This window comes from Mesorhizobium sp. M2E.F.Ca.ET.219.01.1.1 (genome assembly GCF_004016445.2).
Taxonomy (GTDB): domain Bacteria; phylum Pseudomonadota; class Alphaproteobacteria; order Rhizobiales; family Rhizobiaceae; genus Mesorhizobium.
The window spans coordinates 1,023,477-1,036,670 of sequence record NZ_SADT02000002.1 but is presented as its reverse complement, the minus strand read 5'-3'; the positions used below and the strand labels follow the sequence as shown (position 1 = coordinate 1,036,670).

20 protein-coding genes are annotated in these 13,194 nt (G+C 62.2%); 8 read left to right on the top strand and 12 right to left on the bottom strand.

Annotated features, from left to right (window positions below; translation table 11 throughout):
* Window positions 1-137: 137 nt before the first annotated feature.
* From EN862_RS15655 to EN862_RS15645, 3 genes are all read left to right on the top strand, one after another.
* Entirely contained in the window at window positions 138-1,226 is a 1,089-nt protein-coding gene (locus EN862_RS15655) for a GSU2403 family nucleotidyltransferase fold protein (protein ID WP_127865194.1), read from the top strand.
* A gap of 98 nt (window positions 1,227-1,324) precedes the next feature.
* On the top strand, window positions 1,325-1,669 hold the full coding sequence (locus EN862_RS15650) for a hypothetical protein (protein ID WP_127865193.1): 345 nt from the start codon (window positions 1,325-1,327) through the stop codon (window positions 1,667-1,669).
* A gap of 204 nt (window positions 1,670-1,873) precedes the next feature.
* Window positions 1,874-2,083 carry a hypothetical protein gene (locus EN862_RS15645; RefSeq protein WP_127865192.1) on the top strand — a complete coding sequence of 70 codons (210 nt, stop codon included), beginning with the start codon at window positions 1,874-1,876 and terminating at the stop codon, window positions 2,081-2,083.
* Here the strand turns inward: EN862_RS15645 and EN862_RS15640 are convergent.
* The 4 genes from EN862_RS15640 to EN862_RS15625 form a co-directional block, all read right to left on the bottom strand.
* A complete protein-coding gene (locus EN862_RS15640) occupies window positions 2,080-2,337 on the bottom strand; it encodes a hypothetical protein (protein WP_127865191.1) in 258 nt (85 codons plus the stop codon). The genes EN862_RS15645 and EN862_RS15640 overlap by 4 nt on opposite strands.
* Before the next feature lie 57 nt (window positions 2,338-2,394).
* Window positions 2,395-2,646, bottom strand: a complete 252-nt coding sequence (locus tag EN862_RS15635; RefSeq protein ID WP_112125331.1) for a DUF2934 domain-containing protein — start codon at window positions 2,644-2,646, stop codon at window positions 2,395-2,397.
* A gap of 108 nt (window positions 2,647-2,754) precedes the next feature.
* A complete protein-coding gene (locus tag EN862_RS15630) occupies window positions 2,755-2,964 on the bottom strand; it encodes a hypothetical protein (protein ID WP_127865190.1) in 210 nt (69 codons plus the stop codon).
* A 128-nt stretch (window positions 2,965-3,092) separates the two neighbouring features.
* Window positions 3,093-3,392 carry a DUF1236 domain-containing protein gene (locus EN862_RS15625; RefSeq protein WP_127865189.1) on the bottom strand — a complete coding sequence of 100 codons (300 nt, stop codon included), beginning with the start codon at window positions 3,390-3,392 and terminating at the stop codon, window positions 3,093-3,095.
* 241 nt (window positions 3,393-3,633) lie between these two features.
* Here EN862_RS15625 and EN862_RS15620 point away from each other — a divergent pair, with 241 nt between their 5' ends.
* Complete coding sequence (locus EN862_RS15620) at window positions 3,634-3,981, top strand: DUF982 domain-containing protein (protein WP_127865188.1); 348 nt, start codon at window positions 3,634-3,636, stop codon at window positions 3,979-3,981.
* A 147-nt stretch (window positions 3,982-4,128) separates the two neighbouring features.
* Here EN862_RS15620 and EN862_RS15615 read toward each other — a convergent pair whose 3' ends face one another.
* Window positions 4,129-4,350 carry a hypothetical protein gene (locus EN862_RS15615; RefSeq protein ID WP_127865187.1) on the bottom strand — a complete coding sequence of 74 codons (222 nt, stop codon included), beginning with the start codon at window positions 4,348-4,350 and terminating at the stop codon, window positions 4,129-4,131.
* A 229-nt stretch (window positions 4,351-4,579) separates the two neighbouring features.
* Window positions 4,580-4,879: a DUF1236 domain-containing protein gene (locus tag EN862_RS15610; protein WP_127865186.1), complete on the bottom strand. Its 300-nt coding sequence runs from the start codon at window positions 4,877-4,879 to the stop codon at window positions 4,580-4,582.
* Between the two features lie 246 nt (window positions 4,880-5,125).
* Between EN862_RS15610 and EN862_RS15605 the strand changes: the two genes are divergently transcribed.
* A complete protein-coding gene (locus tag EN862_RS15605) occupies window positions 5,126-6,055 on the top strand; it encodes a DUF1236 domain-containing protein (RefSeq protein WP_127865185.1) in 930 nt (309 codons plus the stop codon).
* A 265-nt stretch (window positions 6,056-6,320) separates the two neighbouring features.
* A complete protein-coding gene (locus EN862_RS15600; protein ID WP_245519595.1) occupies window positions 6,321-6,683 on the top strand; it encodes an exopolysaccharide production repressor protein in 363 nt (120 codons plus the stop codon).
* A gap of 50 nt (window positions 6,684-6,733) precedes the next feature.
* On the opposite strand, the gene EN862_RS15595 is transcribed toward EN862_RS15600, so the two are convergent.
* The gene (locus EN862_RS15595) at window positions 6,734-7,141 is read right to left on the bottom strand and encodes a hypothetical protein (RefSeq protein ID WP_127865184.1); all 408 of its coding nucleotides are present in this window, start codon (window positions 7,139-7,141) and stop codon (window positions 6,734-6,736) included.
* A gap of 491 nt (window positions 7,142-7,632) precedes the next feature.
* On the opposite strand from EN862_RS15595, the gene EN862_RS15590 reads away from it, so the two are divergent.
* Window positions 7,633-8,175: a J domain-containing protein gene (locus EN862_RS15590; RefSeq protein ID WP_127865183.1), complete on the top strand. Its 543-nt coding sequence runs from the start codon at window positions 7,633-7,635 to the stop codon at window positions 8,173-8,175.
* A 462-nt stretch (window positions 8,176-8,637) separates the two neighbouring features.
* Here the strand turns inward: EN862_RS15590 and EN862_RS36175 are convergent, their stop codons facing one another.
* Window positions 8,638-9,402: a hypothetical protein gene (locus EN862_RS36175; RefSeq protein ID WP_189401174.1), complete on the bottom strand. Its 765-nt coding sequence runs from the start codon at window positions 9,400-9,402 to the stop codon at window positions 8,638-8,640.
* A gap of 363 nt (window positions 9,403-9,765) precedes the next feature.
* Here EN862_RS36175 and EN862_RS15575 point away from each other — a divergent pair, with 363 nt between their 5' ends.
* On the top strand, window positions 9,766-10,059 hold the full coding sequence (locus EN862_RS15575) for a hypothetical protein (RefSeq protein WP_127865180.1): 294 nt from the start codon (window positions 9,766-9,768) through the stop codon (window positions 10,057-10,059).
* A gap of 369 nt (window positions 10,060-10,428) precedes the next feature.
* On the opposite strand, the gene EN862_RS15570 is transcribed toward EN862_RS15575, so the two are convergent.
* From EN862_RS15570 to EN862_RS15555, 4 genes are all read right to left on the bottom strand, one after another.
* A complete protein-coding gene (locus tag EN862_RS15570) occupies window positions 10,429-10,713 on the bottom strand; it encodes a hypothetical protein (protein WP_127865179.1) in 285 nt (94 codons plus the stop codon).
* Between the two features lie 147 nt (window positions 10,714-10,860).
* Complete coding sequence (locus EN862_RS15565; protein WP_245519594.1) at window positions 10,861-11,232, bottom strand: TadE/TadG family type IV pilus assembly protein; 372 nt, start codon at window positions 11,230-11,232, stop codon at window positions 10,861-10,863.
* A gap of 58 nt (window positions 11,233-11,290) precedes the next feature.
* Entirely contained in the window at window positions 11,291-11,740 is a 450-nt protein-coding gene (locus EN862_RS15560) for a TadE/TadG family type IV pilus assembly protein (protein WP_245519593.1), read from the bottom strand.
* The gene (locus EN862_RS15555; RefSeq protein ID WP_245519592.1) at window positions 11,737-13,020 is read right to left on the bottom strand and encodes a pilus assembly protein TadG-related protein; all 1,284 of its coding nucleotides are present in this window, start codon (window positions 13,018-13,020) and stop codon (window positions 11,737-11,739) included. The genes EN862_RS15560 and EN862_RS15555 overlap by 4 nt, the downstream gene beginning before the upstream one ends.
* Window positions 13,021-13,194: the final 174 nt, after the last annotated feature.

The window sequence follows — 13,194 nt, the reverse complement described above, 5'->3', positions numbered from 1 at the left end:
ACGAGTCTCATCTCCCCCTAGGGGGAGATGTCCGTTGTTATAAGATTTTCACGAATTTCTTATAACGAACTTGCAATACGTCCGGCGACGCGCAATTATAAGAAAACTGCAGAAATCTTATAACGCTGGTACGAGCCATGAAGACCATCGACCTCGCCTACCGCACCCTCTACGCCGAGTTGGTGCAGCGCAGCCTCGATGCTTCCTTCGAGACGGATTTCTCGACGGCGGGCAATTTCGTGCGCGTGCCGGTGAAGGGCCGCGACTACTGGTATTTCGAGGAAACCCGCCCCGAGAAAACGAGGCGTTATGTCGGTCCGGCCGAGGATCCCGAGATCGCCAGGCGGGTTGCGGCCTTCAGGGAGATCAAGGATGATCTCAGGAACCGGCGCAAGCTGGTCTCCACGCTGGTGCGCGATGCCGGCCTGACAGCACCCGAGACCTTCACCGGCGATGTCGTCGAGGCGCTGGCAAAGGCGGGGCTCTTCCGGCTGCGCGCAGTGCTGGTGGGCACCGTCGCTTTCCAGACCTATGCCGGGCATCTCGGCGTGCGGCTGCCGGGCGCCGCGCTGCAGACAGGCGATGCCGATTTCGCGCAGTTCCATTCCGTTTCGGCCGACGTGGAAGACAGCATGCCGCCGGTCATCGACGTGCTGAGGGCCGTCGACCCGAAGTTTCGCGAAATCCCGCACCGGACCGATGCCGGCCGCACGACGCAGTACGAGAACGCCTCGCGCTACAGGATCGAGTTTCTCACCCCCAACCGCGGCAGCGACAACCACGCCGACCGCGCCAGCCCGATGCCGTCGCTCGGCGGCGCTTCGGCGCAGCCGCTGCGCTTCCTCGATTTCCTGATCCGCGATCCGGTAAGGACGGTGCTGCTGCATCGCTCCGGCGTGCCGGTGCTTGTCCCCTCGCCCGAACGCTTCGCCGTCCACAAGCTGATCGTGGCGACCCGCCGCGAGCGAGGCGCGGCGGCGAAGCGGGAGAAGGACCTCCATCAGGCGGGCCTCCTGGTCGAGGCGCTGGATACGACGCGCCGACAGGATGACCTTGCACTGGCTTTCGCGGAGGCGTGGGAGCGCGGCGATGCCTGGCGGGACGCATTGCGGAAGGGCTTGGGCCTGCTGAAGCCGGACAGGCATGAAATGGTCCAGTCGGTCTTGGGGCGGGCACTTGGCGAAGTCGGCATACAGCTCGAAGGCTTTTCGGTGCGGATCGCCTGATCTTTACCTCAAGTCGAAGTATATCGTTCAAATTGTACGAACCTTGCTTGACCGCATTTCGTACATAAAGTACGATACCTTTCTTTGAGGGAATCTGCTTGAACACCGCCAATCATGCCGCTTTTGCCGACCTCTCCCGCCCTTTGCTGTCGCCGCTGCCGCTCGCCGAGCGCGAACGCCTCGCCGGAGCCTGGCGCATGGCGAGCCAGGACATAGCCGACGACATCCGCTTCATCCGGCAATATCTGAAAGTGATCGCCGAGAAGGACGAGCGGCTTTCGACCGGCACGCTGGTGCATGGCCGCGCCTATGTCGAAGCCTGCGCCGCCTGGCTGCCGGAAACGGTGGCGCGATATCTGCGAAACCTCAGGCTGATCAGCGAGTGCGAAAGCGCGATGATCGCGGCGGGGGTGAGGTTCGCCAGGTCGAGTGATGCATGGTGAGGCGGCTCCCTCTCCCCATGCGGAAGAATGCAGAAGCCCGCGCCGCAGACCCCTCAACCGGCCGCCTGCAACCCTTGGCTCGCCGCCCCGGCAAATGCATCGTTTCACACAATCGCCAATTGGTGGACGCGGGTGAGTGGCCGGGCGTTAATTCCTCCCGGGTGAAGGAGGGACAGAGACGCATACCAGGGAGGAACACGTTTGATGCAACCGCAAATCGACATCGGCGCACTGCCCGAGGATCAGCCCTACGAAGTCACCTCATTTGCCAGAAAGCACGGATTGACGGTTCCGGTCGCGGACGCGGTCCTTTTCGCCAAAGGCCCGTCGCCGTCGCGGGCCGCCTGCGATACCGCGGCGCTTGCCCTTCTCTGCGCAGTCGCGCAATACGCCAGGAAGCAGGGAGGGCGCTAGAGCAGAAAAGTGTGAGCGGTTAGGCTCGGCGCCTTCGCCGTAGCCTTCCGTCCGGAATTGCGTAAAAACAAAGAGTTAGAGCGGTTCGGCGGCGCGCCTTCCCTCTTCTTCCTCTTCCTACACTGCAGCCCCGCATTGCCGCCAACCTGCCGGCCGGCGAAGGCGATACCGAGCGTGGCGGTCAGGCGGCCGCCATGGGCGAAGCCTTCGCTCAGCACGGCGGCGCCGGCTACCGGCGGGGCCAGCGCAGCCACGTCCGGTCGTTGTCGGAGATCCTTGTCGGGATAGCCGGCGGCGCGGCCGCCGGAGATTCAGGCCTTGGCTTTCGGCTTGGCCGCCTTTGCCTTGGCGGGGGCCTTAGCGGGCTTTTCCGCCTTGGCGGCTTTCGGCTTCTCGACCTTGGCGGCAGCGGCCTTCTTCGGCGCTTTCTTCGGCTTGCCTGCCGCGTCGATCTCGGCGGCCGCCTGTTCCCAATGCTCCATATGAGCACCTTCGGGCCGACCGGCCTGCTCCCAGATCTCGTGCGCGCGCTGGCGAATACGTTCGTGCCTGTCGTCCGTCACTGTCGCCTCCTAAGGTTGGGACGGGTTCCCCAAGGCGAACACTAGCGGAATTTTCACGCGGCGTCTTCGCTCTCACGCATATGCGACCGACTTAGACGGCAAATTCGCTCAATGCCCGTCGACGACGACCGCGATGCCCAGATGCGCTGCCTTCTTTGCGATCAGTCCGGCTAAATCCGCGTCAGAGCGGTCGGTCCCCGTGCGCTGCCGCAGCAGGGAAATTGCCTCTTGCATGGTCAGGAGGCCGGTCCTGTGCTCGGCCAGCAGCTTGTCGACCGTGGCGGCGATACTCGGTGATTCGACATGTGGATGATGCATGGCAACGACTCCTTCCGCGCTTCGTTGCCTCCCAAACCACTGCATTCTAGGCGTTTTGCCCTGATGCGAGAAGAGCCCGGTCCCTCACCGAAGCATCGGGCAAGGATCGGGCTCTTCGGAACTAAATGTTACTGGATCACCTGGACAACGCGACGCGTGCCAGGATCGATCAGCACCGTGTGGTCGTTGACGACCGCATAACGATACTGCACATCCGGAACCGACTGCAGCTCGACGGTGTCAGGCACGGTCGAGCCGACGCCGAGCTCGAGGCCGAGCACGTTGACCGAGGCGATCGGGTGCTTGTGGACATATTCCTTGACCACGGTCTGCTGCTCGGGGGTGACGATCACCTCGTCCGCGGCCGCGATGCCGATACCGGCCATCAGAGCCAGGCCGGCGACAGCTGGAATGAGGGTGTGTTTCATCGTTTCTCTCCTGTTGGATTCAAAGCGATCCTGCGGATCGCGTGTTGGCGAGCTCCGCCCTGCCTCCGCGGGTGGCGGAAACATCGGCAGGTCGAATAGTTGAGCTCCCGGGGCAAACGTCCCCGGTGAGGTGTTGTTCCGTCAGCGACGACTAATTGATGTGGCGGAACCTTCGCATGGGCTCCGCATTGGAAGGCATTGAAACTCCGCAAGACTTTGAAATCCAAAGGGCGCCGCCGTCATGCAAGAAGGTTACATCAGAAGCGACATTGAACTTCGCGCCCCAGTGGTGATCGCCGTCGGCGCCGGGTTCAAGCGCGAGATCGCCACGCTCACAGGGATGCAGAATTTCCTCAAGGAATGGCCACCGGCCTCGCGGGGCGAGAGCCACGCAACGGCGCTGCGCGCCTGCGAGGCGGCGCGGTCCGGAGAGATCGATCTCGACAAGGCGCGGCAGGCGTTCCTGGCCTTCGCGAAGAAGGCGGGGATCGAGTGGACCGGGGCCGATCCGGTCGCGGTGCTGCGCGAGGCCAAGATCCGGCGCAACCGGGCGCGCGAAAGCCGGGCTCAGCAGCGGCCGGCGCACTGACGGCCGCCGCGTTGGCGTTGCCTGCAGGTTTCAGGATCTGACCGACGAAATACCCGACGAGCGGTCCGCCTGGCGGTCCGCGCGGACCGCCGCCTGGCGGCTGACGGTCGACTGGATCGATCGGGGATTTTCGGCTGGTGGCCGCGGTCAGGTCGGCGCCGACTCGCCCAGCGCCTCGGTGACGAAGGACGCGGCGATCAGGTCGTCCGCTTCGATGCGTAGGGAGCCCTCGCCGCCCCCCATGATGGCCGCGACCTTCTGGAAGGTCTTCATCTCATGTTCGGTGATCCGGGCGTCGCGCATCCTGGCTTTGAGATCGGCGACGCGCATCCCGAGCGAACGGGATGTTCCGATTTCTCGTTTCGACATGTTGGTCAAACTCCTCCTGGACCCCGCCCGTACCTGTTCGCCGCCGCCCGAATCTCCACGCTGCCATTGATTTGTGTTGTCTCTGAGACAGCGTGGGCCCAGAGCCGCTAACTCAAGCGCGGCGGGAAGGTTCCGTTAGCATATGGTAACAAAATAATAATCGGTTAATGGCCCGCCGCAGAACGACGGGCCAACTGCTTGCGGCACGGTATCGATTATTCGATCACGACTATTCGATGACCTTGACGATCTTGCGCGTGCCGGGGTCGACAATGACCGTCCGGTTGTCGACGACAACGTAACGGTATTTGACGTTCGGCACCTCGTGCAGTTCGACCGTGTCGGGAACCGTGCTGCCGATGTTCAACTCGACACCCGGAACCTTCACTGAAGCCAGCGGCTGCTTGTGGACATATTCCTTGATGACGGTTTCCTGCTCAGGCGCGATGACGACATCCTGCGCGGCAGCGGCGCCAATGCCGGCAAGAAGCAGCAGGCCGGCGGCGGCGGAGGTGATGTGCATTTTCATTGTTCGTCTCTCCTATGTGGGATCAATCGCCTTGATGCTGCGCCTGCGATTTTCCACAGCGGTCGGCATTCTCGTAACGCCGATCGTCCGGCGTTGTTCCTGCGAATTTCGGACCGGCGCTTGCAAAAAATTTATGCCGCCGTGTTCCGCAAAACCATGCTCATCGCCCCTTGCTGCAATTTCGGAACAATGCGTTTCGGGCGGGGTTACCCATGCGAAGGGACCGACTTTCCGAGGAGAAATCTAATGAAACATCTGCTGATCACGAGCATGATTGCGCTCAGTGTGAGTTGCGGCGCCGCGATGGCGCAGACCGAATCCGCGCAGCCAAGCGGCGGCGACAATAATTGCGCGGCCGGCACGGCCGATTGCCAGAAGGGCGGCAAGGCAGGCGGGCAGGCCCAGGGCGAAACGAAATCGAAGACCGAGATGAACGCCCAGGGCAAGGCCGGCGCCAACACGCAGGAACAGGCTCAGGGCAAGGCCAAGATGAAGACCGATGAGCAGGCCCAGGGTCAGGCCGGCACCAAGACCGATCAGAACGCCGAGGACAACACGCAGCTCAAGAAGAAGCAGCAGGCTCAGGGCAAGGCCGGCGCCACCACCGAGCAGAATGCTCAGGGTAACACCAAGACGCAGACCGAGCAGAACGCTCAGACCAACACCGGCACCAAGACCGACCAGAATGCCCAGGACAACACGCAGCTCAAGAAGAAGCAGCAGGCTCAGGGCAAGGCCGGCGCCACCACCGAGCAGAATGCTCAGGGTAACACCAAGACGCAGACCGAGCAGAACGCTCAGACCAACACCGGCACCAAGACCGACCAGAATGCCCAGACCAACACCGGCACGAAGACCCAGCAGAATGCGCAGGGCAACACCACCGTCCAGACCGACCAGGACAAGACGGCCTCGATCAACAACGTGACCGTCGAGCAGAAGACGCAGATCACGCAGATCATTCACGAGACCAGGGTGGAACCGGTCCGCGACGTCAGCTTCGACATTTCGGTCGGCGTCGAGGTGCCGCGGCATAAGGTGCGGCTGCACCGCCTGCCGGCCCGCATCGTCAAGATCGTGCCCGCTTATGAATCCTACGACTATTTCGTGCTGGCCGACGGGCGTATCGTCATCGTCGACCCCGACACTTACAAGATCGTCCTGATCCTGACCTGACAGGGACCGGCACGAAGAGAACAAGGCCCGCCGATGCGGGCCTTTTTCTTCCAGGTCCCGCCGCGGCCCGAAAATAGCCAGCGCGGCCGACGGCACGTTCCATAAGTGTTGCTTGAATGCGGGCCCACGGAACGATCGGCGCAATTGCCGGTTGTTGCAAGGAAGTCCTGCATCCTTGGTCCCTGTCGGGGGCGGACGATGGTGCGACCAAGCCGCCGGGCAGATTGTTCAAGCTTGCGGTCCACCCGGAAAAGGTGCAAGGGTCATGACGGGTAGAGACATGGGCGAGGTCGTCGACGACTGGAAATGGTCGCGGCGCTCGGTTGGGCAAATGTATTTTCCGCAGTTTCTTGTGGGAATGGCGGCGACGCTTCTGGTGGTCCTCGGCTGGACATTCGCGTCCACCGGATCGCTCTGGGCGGCATTGGGCTGGACGGTCCTTGCCGCGGTTATTCTGCAGGCGGGCTATTTCGCGGCGGTGCTGTGGCTGGTGCATGGCGAGGCCCGCGTGACCGACGAGGCCAAGTCGAGCGACGGCGCCTCGCCCGCGAAATTGCCTGGCCCGTTCGAGCGCGACGGCATCATCCAGGCGGTCATTTCGCTGCTGTTTCCGAAGCTGTTGCCTTAGCCGGCGGAGGCTTCAGCCCGTCCAGGCTGAAGCCCCTGCCCGACCGCAAGCTAGCACGCCGTGGCTGGCGAGGCGGAGCGCACCGTCTCCGACGACGAGAAGACGACGAAGCCGAAGACCAGCACCGCAGCGGCGACGATCAGCGAGCCTATCGCCACCACCGGCTCGATCTCCGGATGGCCTGCCGCCAGCATCCAGTAGAGCGCCGGCAGCATGATCACGATGCCGACCGTATAGAGGCCGTAGTGGATCATGGCGATGCGGCGCTCGGCCTTGGCCGGATTGAGCGCATAATAGCCGCCGAAGATGGCGCTGGTGACCCAGCCAAGAAGGTTGATGTGGGCATGCGCCGGGAAGGCGCCGTGATCGCCCGAAATCGCCATCTGCAGCCCGGCGGCGATGCCAAGGATGAGAAAAACGATGGCCGTCTTGAAGAAGAGTTCCGATACGCGTGGCATTCTGTTGTCCCTCCCAATGCCTCTGTGGACCCGACTCTGTGAAGTCTATATCCCCCAAGCCATATTAGCCATGGCACACCTAAAGCGCGTCGCGATCTTTCAGATTCGCTCCATGCGCTTCAGGGTATTTTATTTTACGCATGTCTTTATCCGGAAACCGGTTCCCACTTTCGGGAGACATGCTTTAGGTCGGTGAAACCTTCGGACGAAAGCCGAAAGGCGCTTCGCGAAAAAAAGGCTCGCCTCTTTCGAGGCGAGCCAAAAGGGAACCGGGCTTGAGGTCGGCTCCCATCCAGGTTGCCACCTGAATTTCAAACCGCGCCAACCTAGAGCAATTCCAGGAAATGTGTGAGCGGTTTCCGCCGGGAGTGTCGTCCCGGGAAGAACGGCTTTTCACTTGGCTGATTGTCGAAGCCCGCCTTGCATATGCGCAGCGTTTGGGCAATGCTTGGATTCGGGGAGTGGTTTCCGTAATTTCGGAAGCACGATTAATGTTCATTGACTACTACGAAGTTCTGGAAATAAGCCCGAACGCCAATTCTGAGACAATCGAGCGGATTTTCCGTTATTTTGCTATGCGCTACCATCCCGATAATCGGGAAACAGGCAATGAATCGCGCTTCAGCGAGATTGTTGAGGCCCACAATACGCTGCGGGATCCAGTCAAGCGGGCACAGTACGACATCCTTTACCGCGAGCATCTGGGCCTTCGCCACGAACTCACGGATGGCGCGCGCGACGGCGGCGGCATGGACAGGGATGCGGTCATCCAGGCCAATTTGCTGTCGCTTCTCTATGTGCGGCGCCGACGCGACGTCAACAATCCGGGCATCGGCGACGAGGAGCTCGAACGCCTGTCGGGCTGCCCGCGCGAGCACCTCGAATTCCACCTGTGGTACCTCAAGGCGAAGGGCTTCATCGGCAGGACCGAGAACGGGACGTTCGCCATCACGGTCGAGGGCATCGACCACGCCGGGAGCAAACAGGGCCGGGACCGCCCGGACGCCACCCGCCTGCTCGATCACGCCGATTAGAGCGTTTCACCGTTTCCGGGAAAAGGCGAAACGCTGCATCTGTTTGGTCGGACGGGGCTGAAGGTTACTTCCCTCGAATTGCATTCGGCCGGGCTGCGTCGTCCGACCTATCAAAAGCCCGCCTACTGGTGCCTGAACCAGCGGCGGGCTCGATGAAGGAGCAGCTACATCCCGGGGGAATCGACTGTCGTCTCCTGAACTCCCCATATCTGGGCTCGGTTCCGCTGGGGTAGAGCGGAGCCTGAACCATGCGCCATGAAGGGCAAGAACAGGGAGCGCAGCAATGAAATAGGCCCCGTGCGCCGCCGAAGACAAGACGACTGAGGTCTGACGCGCCGCCGAAATGGGCCCGGCCTGGCCACGCCGAAGAGGATGGCTTCATGCTGAGGCTATGGCGCACAAAAAAGCCGCCGGGCGAGGCCCGGCGGCGTTTCGTCCACCCTCTGGTCGGTTCGGCCGGCCTTATGGCGCCGTCGCCGCGGCGGCCTGGTCGATCTTGTCAGCCAGGACGCCCTTAGCCCAGTCCGTCACTTCCTGATCGACCGGCTTGTTGGCCATGTCCTGCAGGGCCGTGTCGAGCGACGCATCGGTGGGCGCAGGATTAGCGGTAACCGCGGCCTGGGCATCGGCGATCGCCTGGGGATCGTCAACGGTAATCGCCGTGTTCAGAGCTGCGATCTGATTTTCGAGGTCGGTGATTGTCGCTGGCGGGGTGGTCGGATCCAACTGCGCCGCGGCCAGTTGGGCACTAAGTTCGGTTAGGGCCGCCTGGTCGGCGGCCAGCTTGGCGTTCGCCGCGTCAAGCGCGGCCTGGGCGTTCTGGGCCGCGGCAGCCTGGGTCACATAGGACTGGATGCCGGCGAACTTCTTGCTCTTGGAATGCATGTAGGCGTTGATATTGCGCTGCAAGGAGTTCAACCGGCCGAGCTTGGAATGGATGTTCGGCGTGGCGGCGGTCGGCGCGGCGGCGGTCGTCGTGTCGTCGGTCGAGCCGTCGTCGGTGGTCTTGTTGTGGCCCGGGGCCGAGGCCGACTTGCCATGCGTGGCGCCGCTGTTGCCGTTGCCACCGGCATTGCCGCCGCCGTTTCCGTTGCCGCCATTGCCATTGCCGCCGCCATGGCTGCCGCCATTGCCGTTGCCGCCGCCATGCCCGTTGTCGGCAAGCGCCGGGGCCGCCGCGAGGGCCAGAATGGCAAGGGATGCCAGAAGTGTCTTACGCAATGTCATTGTGCTTCTCCGCAGATGAATCTTCGTATGGCCCAACCGCTAGGCAGCCTCATATGAGAATTTCCTAACGGCGTCGGATAAACTTTAGGCAATTGCGGTCGTTAAATGAGAGCATTGCGGCCTTTGCCCGGTGCTTTTCGCGAAAAACTACATTAACCCGTTGAAATAAAACAGAAATACAAAGGGCCGTGCGTGTTTGGGCCGTTTGGAACAATGAGGGCCCTTGTCTCGCCGGACCATGGTCCCTAGGGGGCATTTGGGTATACGAAAGTCCGCAAATCGGGAGCGTTCGGGTCGCGGGAACACTCATGCCCGGCCGATGTTAAACACCTGAAGGGACGCTACCCAAAAGGACCAATCGTGATGAAACGCATTATTCTTGTCGCCGCCCTGTTCGCCATGTCCGGGGGGCTGGCTGCAGCGCAGTCTGGAACTTCGTCAGGCACTTCGTCGGGTTCTTCATCCACGACCACGATGCCCAGCAGCCAGGACACGGATCAGACCAAAACAAACTCGACCAACCCGAATTCGGCGAAGGATTGCGCGCCCGGGCAACAGACGACCGGAACCGCGAAGCAGGCGGCCCCTGGACAACAGGACACCAGCGCCAAATCGAACGCTCCCGGCCAGATGAAGACGACGACGCAAGGCTGCTAGTTGTTCCTTAACACAGAAGTTTTGACCGGTTGGTTAGTGTGCGTTGGTAGATCCCATGCCTTGGCGATTGGCCGAGACGCCTATCGCGGTCGTTATCCACGGGCGGAGCAAGGAGCGAAGCGACGCGCGCAGACCCGAGGATCCATGCCGTGACTTGGAAGCGCCGCGGCGGTCCAGAAATTCTGCACCGTTGCACACCTCGGTCCAGGTAATGGCATGGATTCCAGGGTCTGCGCGCGTCGCTTCGCTCCTTGCTCCGCCCTGGAATGACGAGGTTCAGAGCCTTCAGCTCACCACCAGCGCTTGCACTGACTATTCCAGACGGACGTTGATAGGCCAACTTGACGCAAGTGCGGACGGAAAGCCGGTTCACGCGGCTTCCACGTCGCCGGCGGCGTTGGGCGCGTCGGGCGCGGTATCCGATTCCTCGCCCGAGCCGGCTGGAGAGAGCACCGTCAGATCCATGCGGGCGATGCGGGACGCGGCTTTTCCCTGCGCGTTCGGCTCGCCCGCATCCGTCTCGGTAACCGAGGCCTTTGCAAGGTGGCCGACGCTTTGCGCGCTCTTGCCCGGGAAGGTTTCCGACGATCCCTGAGGTTTGCTCGAATGATGCACGATGCCAGCGGAATGCTGGCTTCCAACGGGAGAAGTCATGGCTGCCTCCTGACAGGACGACGGCAAATCCCTAGCATTCCTGGCTGGCGTCAAGCTTGCGACTTTAGGGATTGCTAAGATGACGCGCCGGCCGGAGCGGATATATGCCGCTGGCCCATGTCGGCTCGCGCGTGCCCTTGAAACGCACTAGCCGCCGACCAGCGGCACGGTCACGGATGTCGTGTAGTTGATCTGATAGTCGCTGAAATAGGGGAAGTTGATGACGAAGGCGTAGCTGGCGTTGACATGGGCCATGCGGAAGCCGCCGCTCGCCGGATCGGTGTTAATGGTGACGTTCACATTCTTCAGGCCGAGCGCCTTCAGCTTCTGCGTGGCGACCGCCTGGATGTCGGCCTGCGTCAGCGTGTTGTTGAGCTGCAGCGAGCGCGCCGAGGCTTCCAGCGCATAGCGCACGCTGGAGGTAGAGTTCATCGACCAGCCGAAAGCGAAGATTCCGAACAAGAGCATGATCAGGACGGGCGCGATCAGGGCGAATTCAATGCCGCTTCCGCCGGACACGTTGCCGGCAAATGCCCGGAGCCGCCGGGTCCAACCGCTGCGCGCTCCTGGAACTGCCCTATCGAACACGGACCACCTGCAAATGACCGAGCGTGGTGTTGTCTGGGTAAGGGCCGAAGGTGAAGGGCGGTGTCCAGGTGCCGGTCGCCTGGATTTGGACATAGACCGACGGCGCTTTCGGGCCGCTGCAAAGGGTTGAGGCGTCGACGACGGTCGTTCCGCATTTATAGATGCGGCTGATGACGACCTGGGCATCGGAAGGCTTGTTTTCCCAGCTCGCCAGCGCGGCGGCCTGGATCGCCGTGTCGTCGGAGGATCCGGCCATCACGAGGTTGGCGGCCGTCTTCACGCCGGCGCGCATCGACATCGAGCTGGTGACATAGGACCAGCCGTCCAGGGTACCGAGCAATGCGGCGCACAGGACCGGCAGCACCATGGCAAGCTCCACCGCGGCGATGCCCGTTTCATCGCGAATGGCCCGGACCAATGGATGGACCAGGCGTCTCACTCGACGACCGCAACCGCCTGGGCGGCCGGGATGTCCTTCATCCCGAGGCTCGAGCAGTCCTGGTTGATGGTCGAGTTGCCCGACCACTGGATGGTATCGGCTACGACCTGCGTGCAGCCGTTCACACCTGAGAAGTTGCCGAGATAATTGACCTGCTGCCTGGGAAAATAGATCGCGCCGGTCAACAGCGAGTCCGCGGTGCCGTTGAAGGTGCTCTGCGCCGCGGTGCCGGTCCTGTCGCCGTAAAACAGCACGCCGGAATAGGTGCCCGAGGTCGGCGCGCTCAGCGTCACCGTGGCGTTGCCGTTCATGCTGACGGTGTTGCTGCCGGACATGAAGATGGTGACCCCGGCGCCCACAACGACGGCGTTGGCGTTGATCTTCATATTGCCCTGAACGACATAGACCCCGGGAGAAAGCGTGACAATGCCGTTGAGGCTCATGCCGCTGCAATAGGTGCCGGGCTGCAGCGTCTGTGATGTCTTGTTGCCGTTGACGTTCTTGCACGGGTTGGTCGCCGCGGGCGCCGGCACGTTGGAGAAGGGGTCGGACGCCGGCAAGGCCTGGGTCATAGGCGACTTGCAGACCGTGGTCACCGGATTGCTCAGCGAAACGCCACCGGCGGTAATCAGGCAATCGGTCTGCAACCCAGCCGAGCCCTGCACCTTGATGGAGTCACTGGCGATCGAATCCGACATGACGGAACAGCCGTTGAGCTTCACGCTCGTGCTGCCGGAAAACAGCGCCGCTGACGAGGCGGAGGGGTTGAGCGCCAGCACGCAGGCCTTTGAAGCGTCGGTGATCAACGCAACAGCCCTCGCGTGTTCCGGCACCTTTGTCTGGGTGAAGATGGAGGTGAACATCCGGTCGAGGTTCTGGTCGAGGATGACCTCCACCGCCTTGTTGGCCGTGTTCGGTCCCGAGGTGGGCGGCGTGTTGACGACGATGGTGCCGCCGCCCAGCCCGTTCGAGGCGGCCGATGTCGTGGCGGCTGCGGTGATGGCGGCCGTGTCGGACCCCTGGATCTTTTCCAGCGCGCCCGCATAGGCGGCCGCGTCCGCGATCGCCTGCAGCTTCAGGCTCGAATAGTACCAGTAGGACGTCTCGACACCCAGCCCCGCGCCGCCGACGACGACCGGCAGGGTGAACGCGAAGATGGTCGCGACATTGCCGCCCTTGCCTTCGCAAAAGCGCCGAAGGGTCAGCCGAGAAAAAAAATTCCTGAAGAATGGACCTGAAAAGGCCATGGCCGAGCGCACCCACGGTATCCCAGCGGTCACGTCATCATTGCCTTATGAACGAATGCCTAATTATTTCGCTCGACTTGCATCGGTAGGACCGCAGCGGGCCTCGGCCCCCATCTTGCGCCGCGCACACTCAGACTTAAGGCCCAACTGCTTTAGGACTTAAGGTTTAAGCGTCAGTAAAACCTAATATTTTAGCACTTTCTGCAT

What these genes read in the sequence shown, in the direction of transcription:
- EN862_RS15600 (WP_245519595.1), top strand. Translation starts at nt 6,321, where the DNA reads ATGACGGGTAGAGACATGGGCGAGGTCGTCGACGACTGGAAATGGTCG.
- EN862_RS15590 (WP_127865183.1), top strand. Translation starts at nt 7,633, where the DNA reads ATGTTCATTGACTACTACGAAGTTCTGGAAATAAGCCCGAACGCCAAT.
- EN862_RS15625 (WP_127865189.1), bottom strand. Translation starts at nt 3,392, where the DNA reads ATGAAACACACCCTCATTCCAGCTGTCGCCGGCCTGGCTCTGATGGCC.
- EN862_RS15630 (WP_127865190.1), bottom strand. Translation starts at nt 2,964, where the DNA reads ATGCATCATCCACATGTCGAATCACCGAGTATCGCCGCCACGGTCGAC.
- EN862_RS15655 (WP_127865194.1), top strand. Translation starts at nt 138, where the DNA reads ATGAAGACCATCGACCTCGCCTACCGCACCCTCTACGCCGAGTTGGTG.
- EN862_RS15570 (WP_127865179.1), bottom strand. Translation starts at nt 10,713, where the DNA reads ATGACTTCTCCCGTTGGAAGCCAGCATTCCGCTGGCATCGTGCATCAT.
- EN862_RS15575 (WP_127865180.1), top strand. Translation starts at nt 9,766, where the DNA reads ATGAAACGCATTATTCTTGTCGCCGCCCTGTTCGCCATGTCCGGGGGG.
- EN862_RS36175 (WP_189401174.1), bottom strand. Translation starts at nt 9,402, where the DNA reads ATGACATTGCGTAAGACACTTCTGGCATCCCTTGCCATTCTGGCCCTC.
- EN862_RS15645 (WP_127865192.1), top strand. Translation starts at nt 1,874, where the DNA reads ATGCAACCGCAAATCGACATCGGCGCACTGCCCGAGGATCAGCCCTAC.
- EN862_RS15610 (WP_127865186.1), bottom strand. Translation starts at nt 4,879, where the DNA reads ATGAAAATGCACATCACCTCCGCCGCCGCCGGCCTGCTGCTTCTTGCC.
- EN862_RS15615 (WP_127865187.1), bottom strand. Translation starts at nt 4,350, where the DNA reads ATGTCGAAACGAGAAATCGGAACATCCCGTTCGCTCGGGATGCGCGTC.
- EN862_RS15605 (WP_127865185.1), top strand. Translation starts at nt 5,126, where the DNA reads ATGAAACATCTGCTGATCACGAGCATGATTGCGCTCAGTGTGAGTTGC.
- EN862_RS15595 (WP_127865184.1), bottom strand. Translation starts at nt 7,141, where the DNA reads ATGCCACGCGTATCGGAACTCTTCTTCAAGACGGCCATCGTTTTTCTC.
- EN862_RS15620 (WP_127865188.1), top strand. Translation starts at nt 3,634, where the DNA reads ATGCAAGAAGGTTACATCAGAAGCGACATTGAACTTCGCGCCCCAGTG.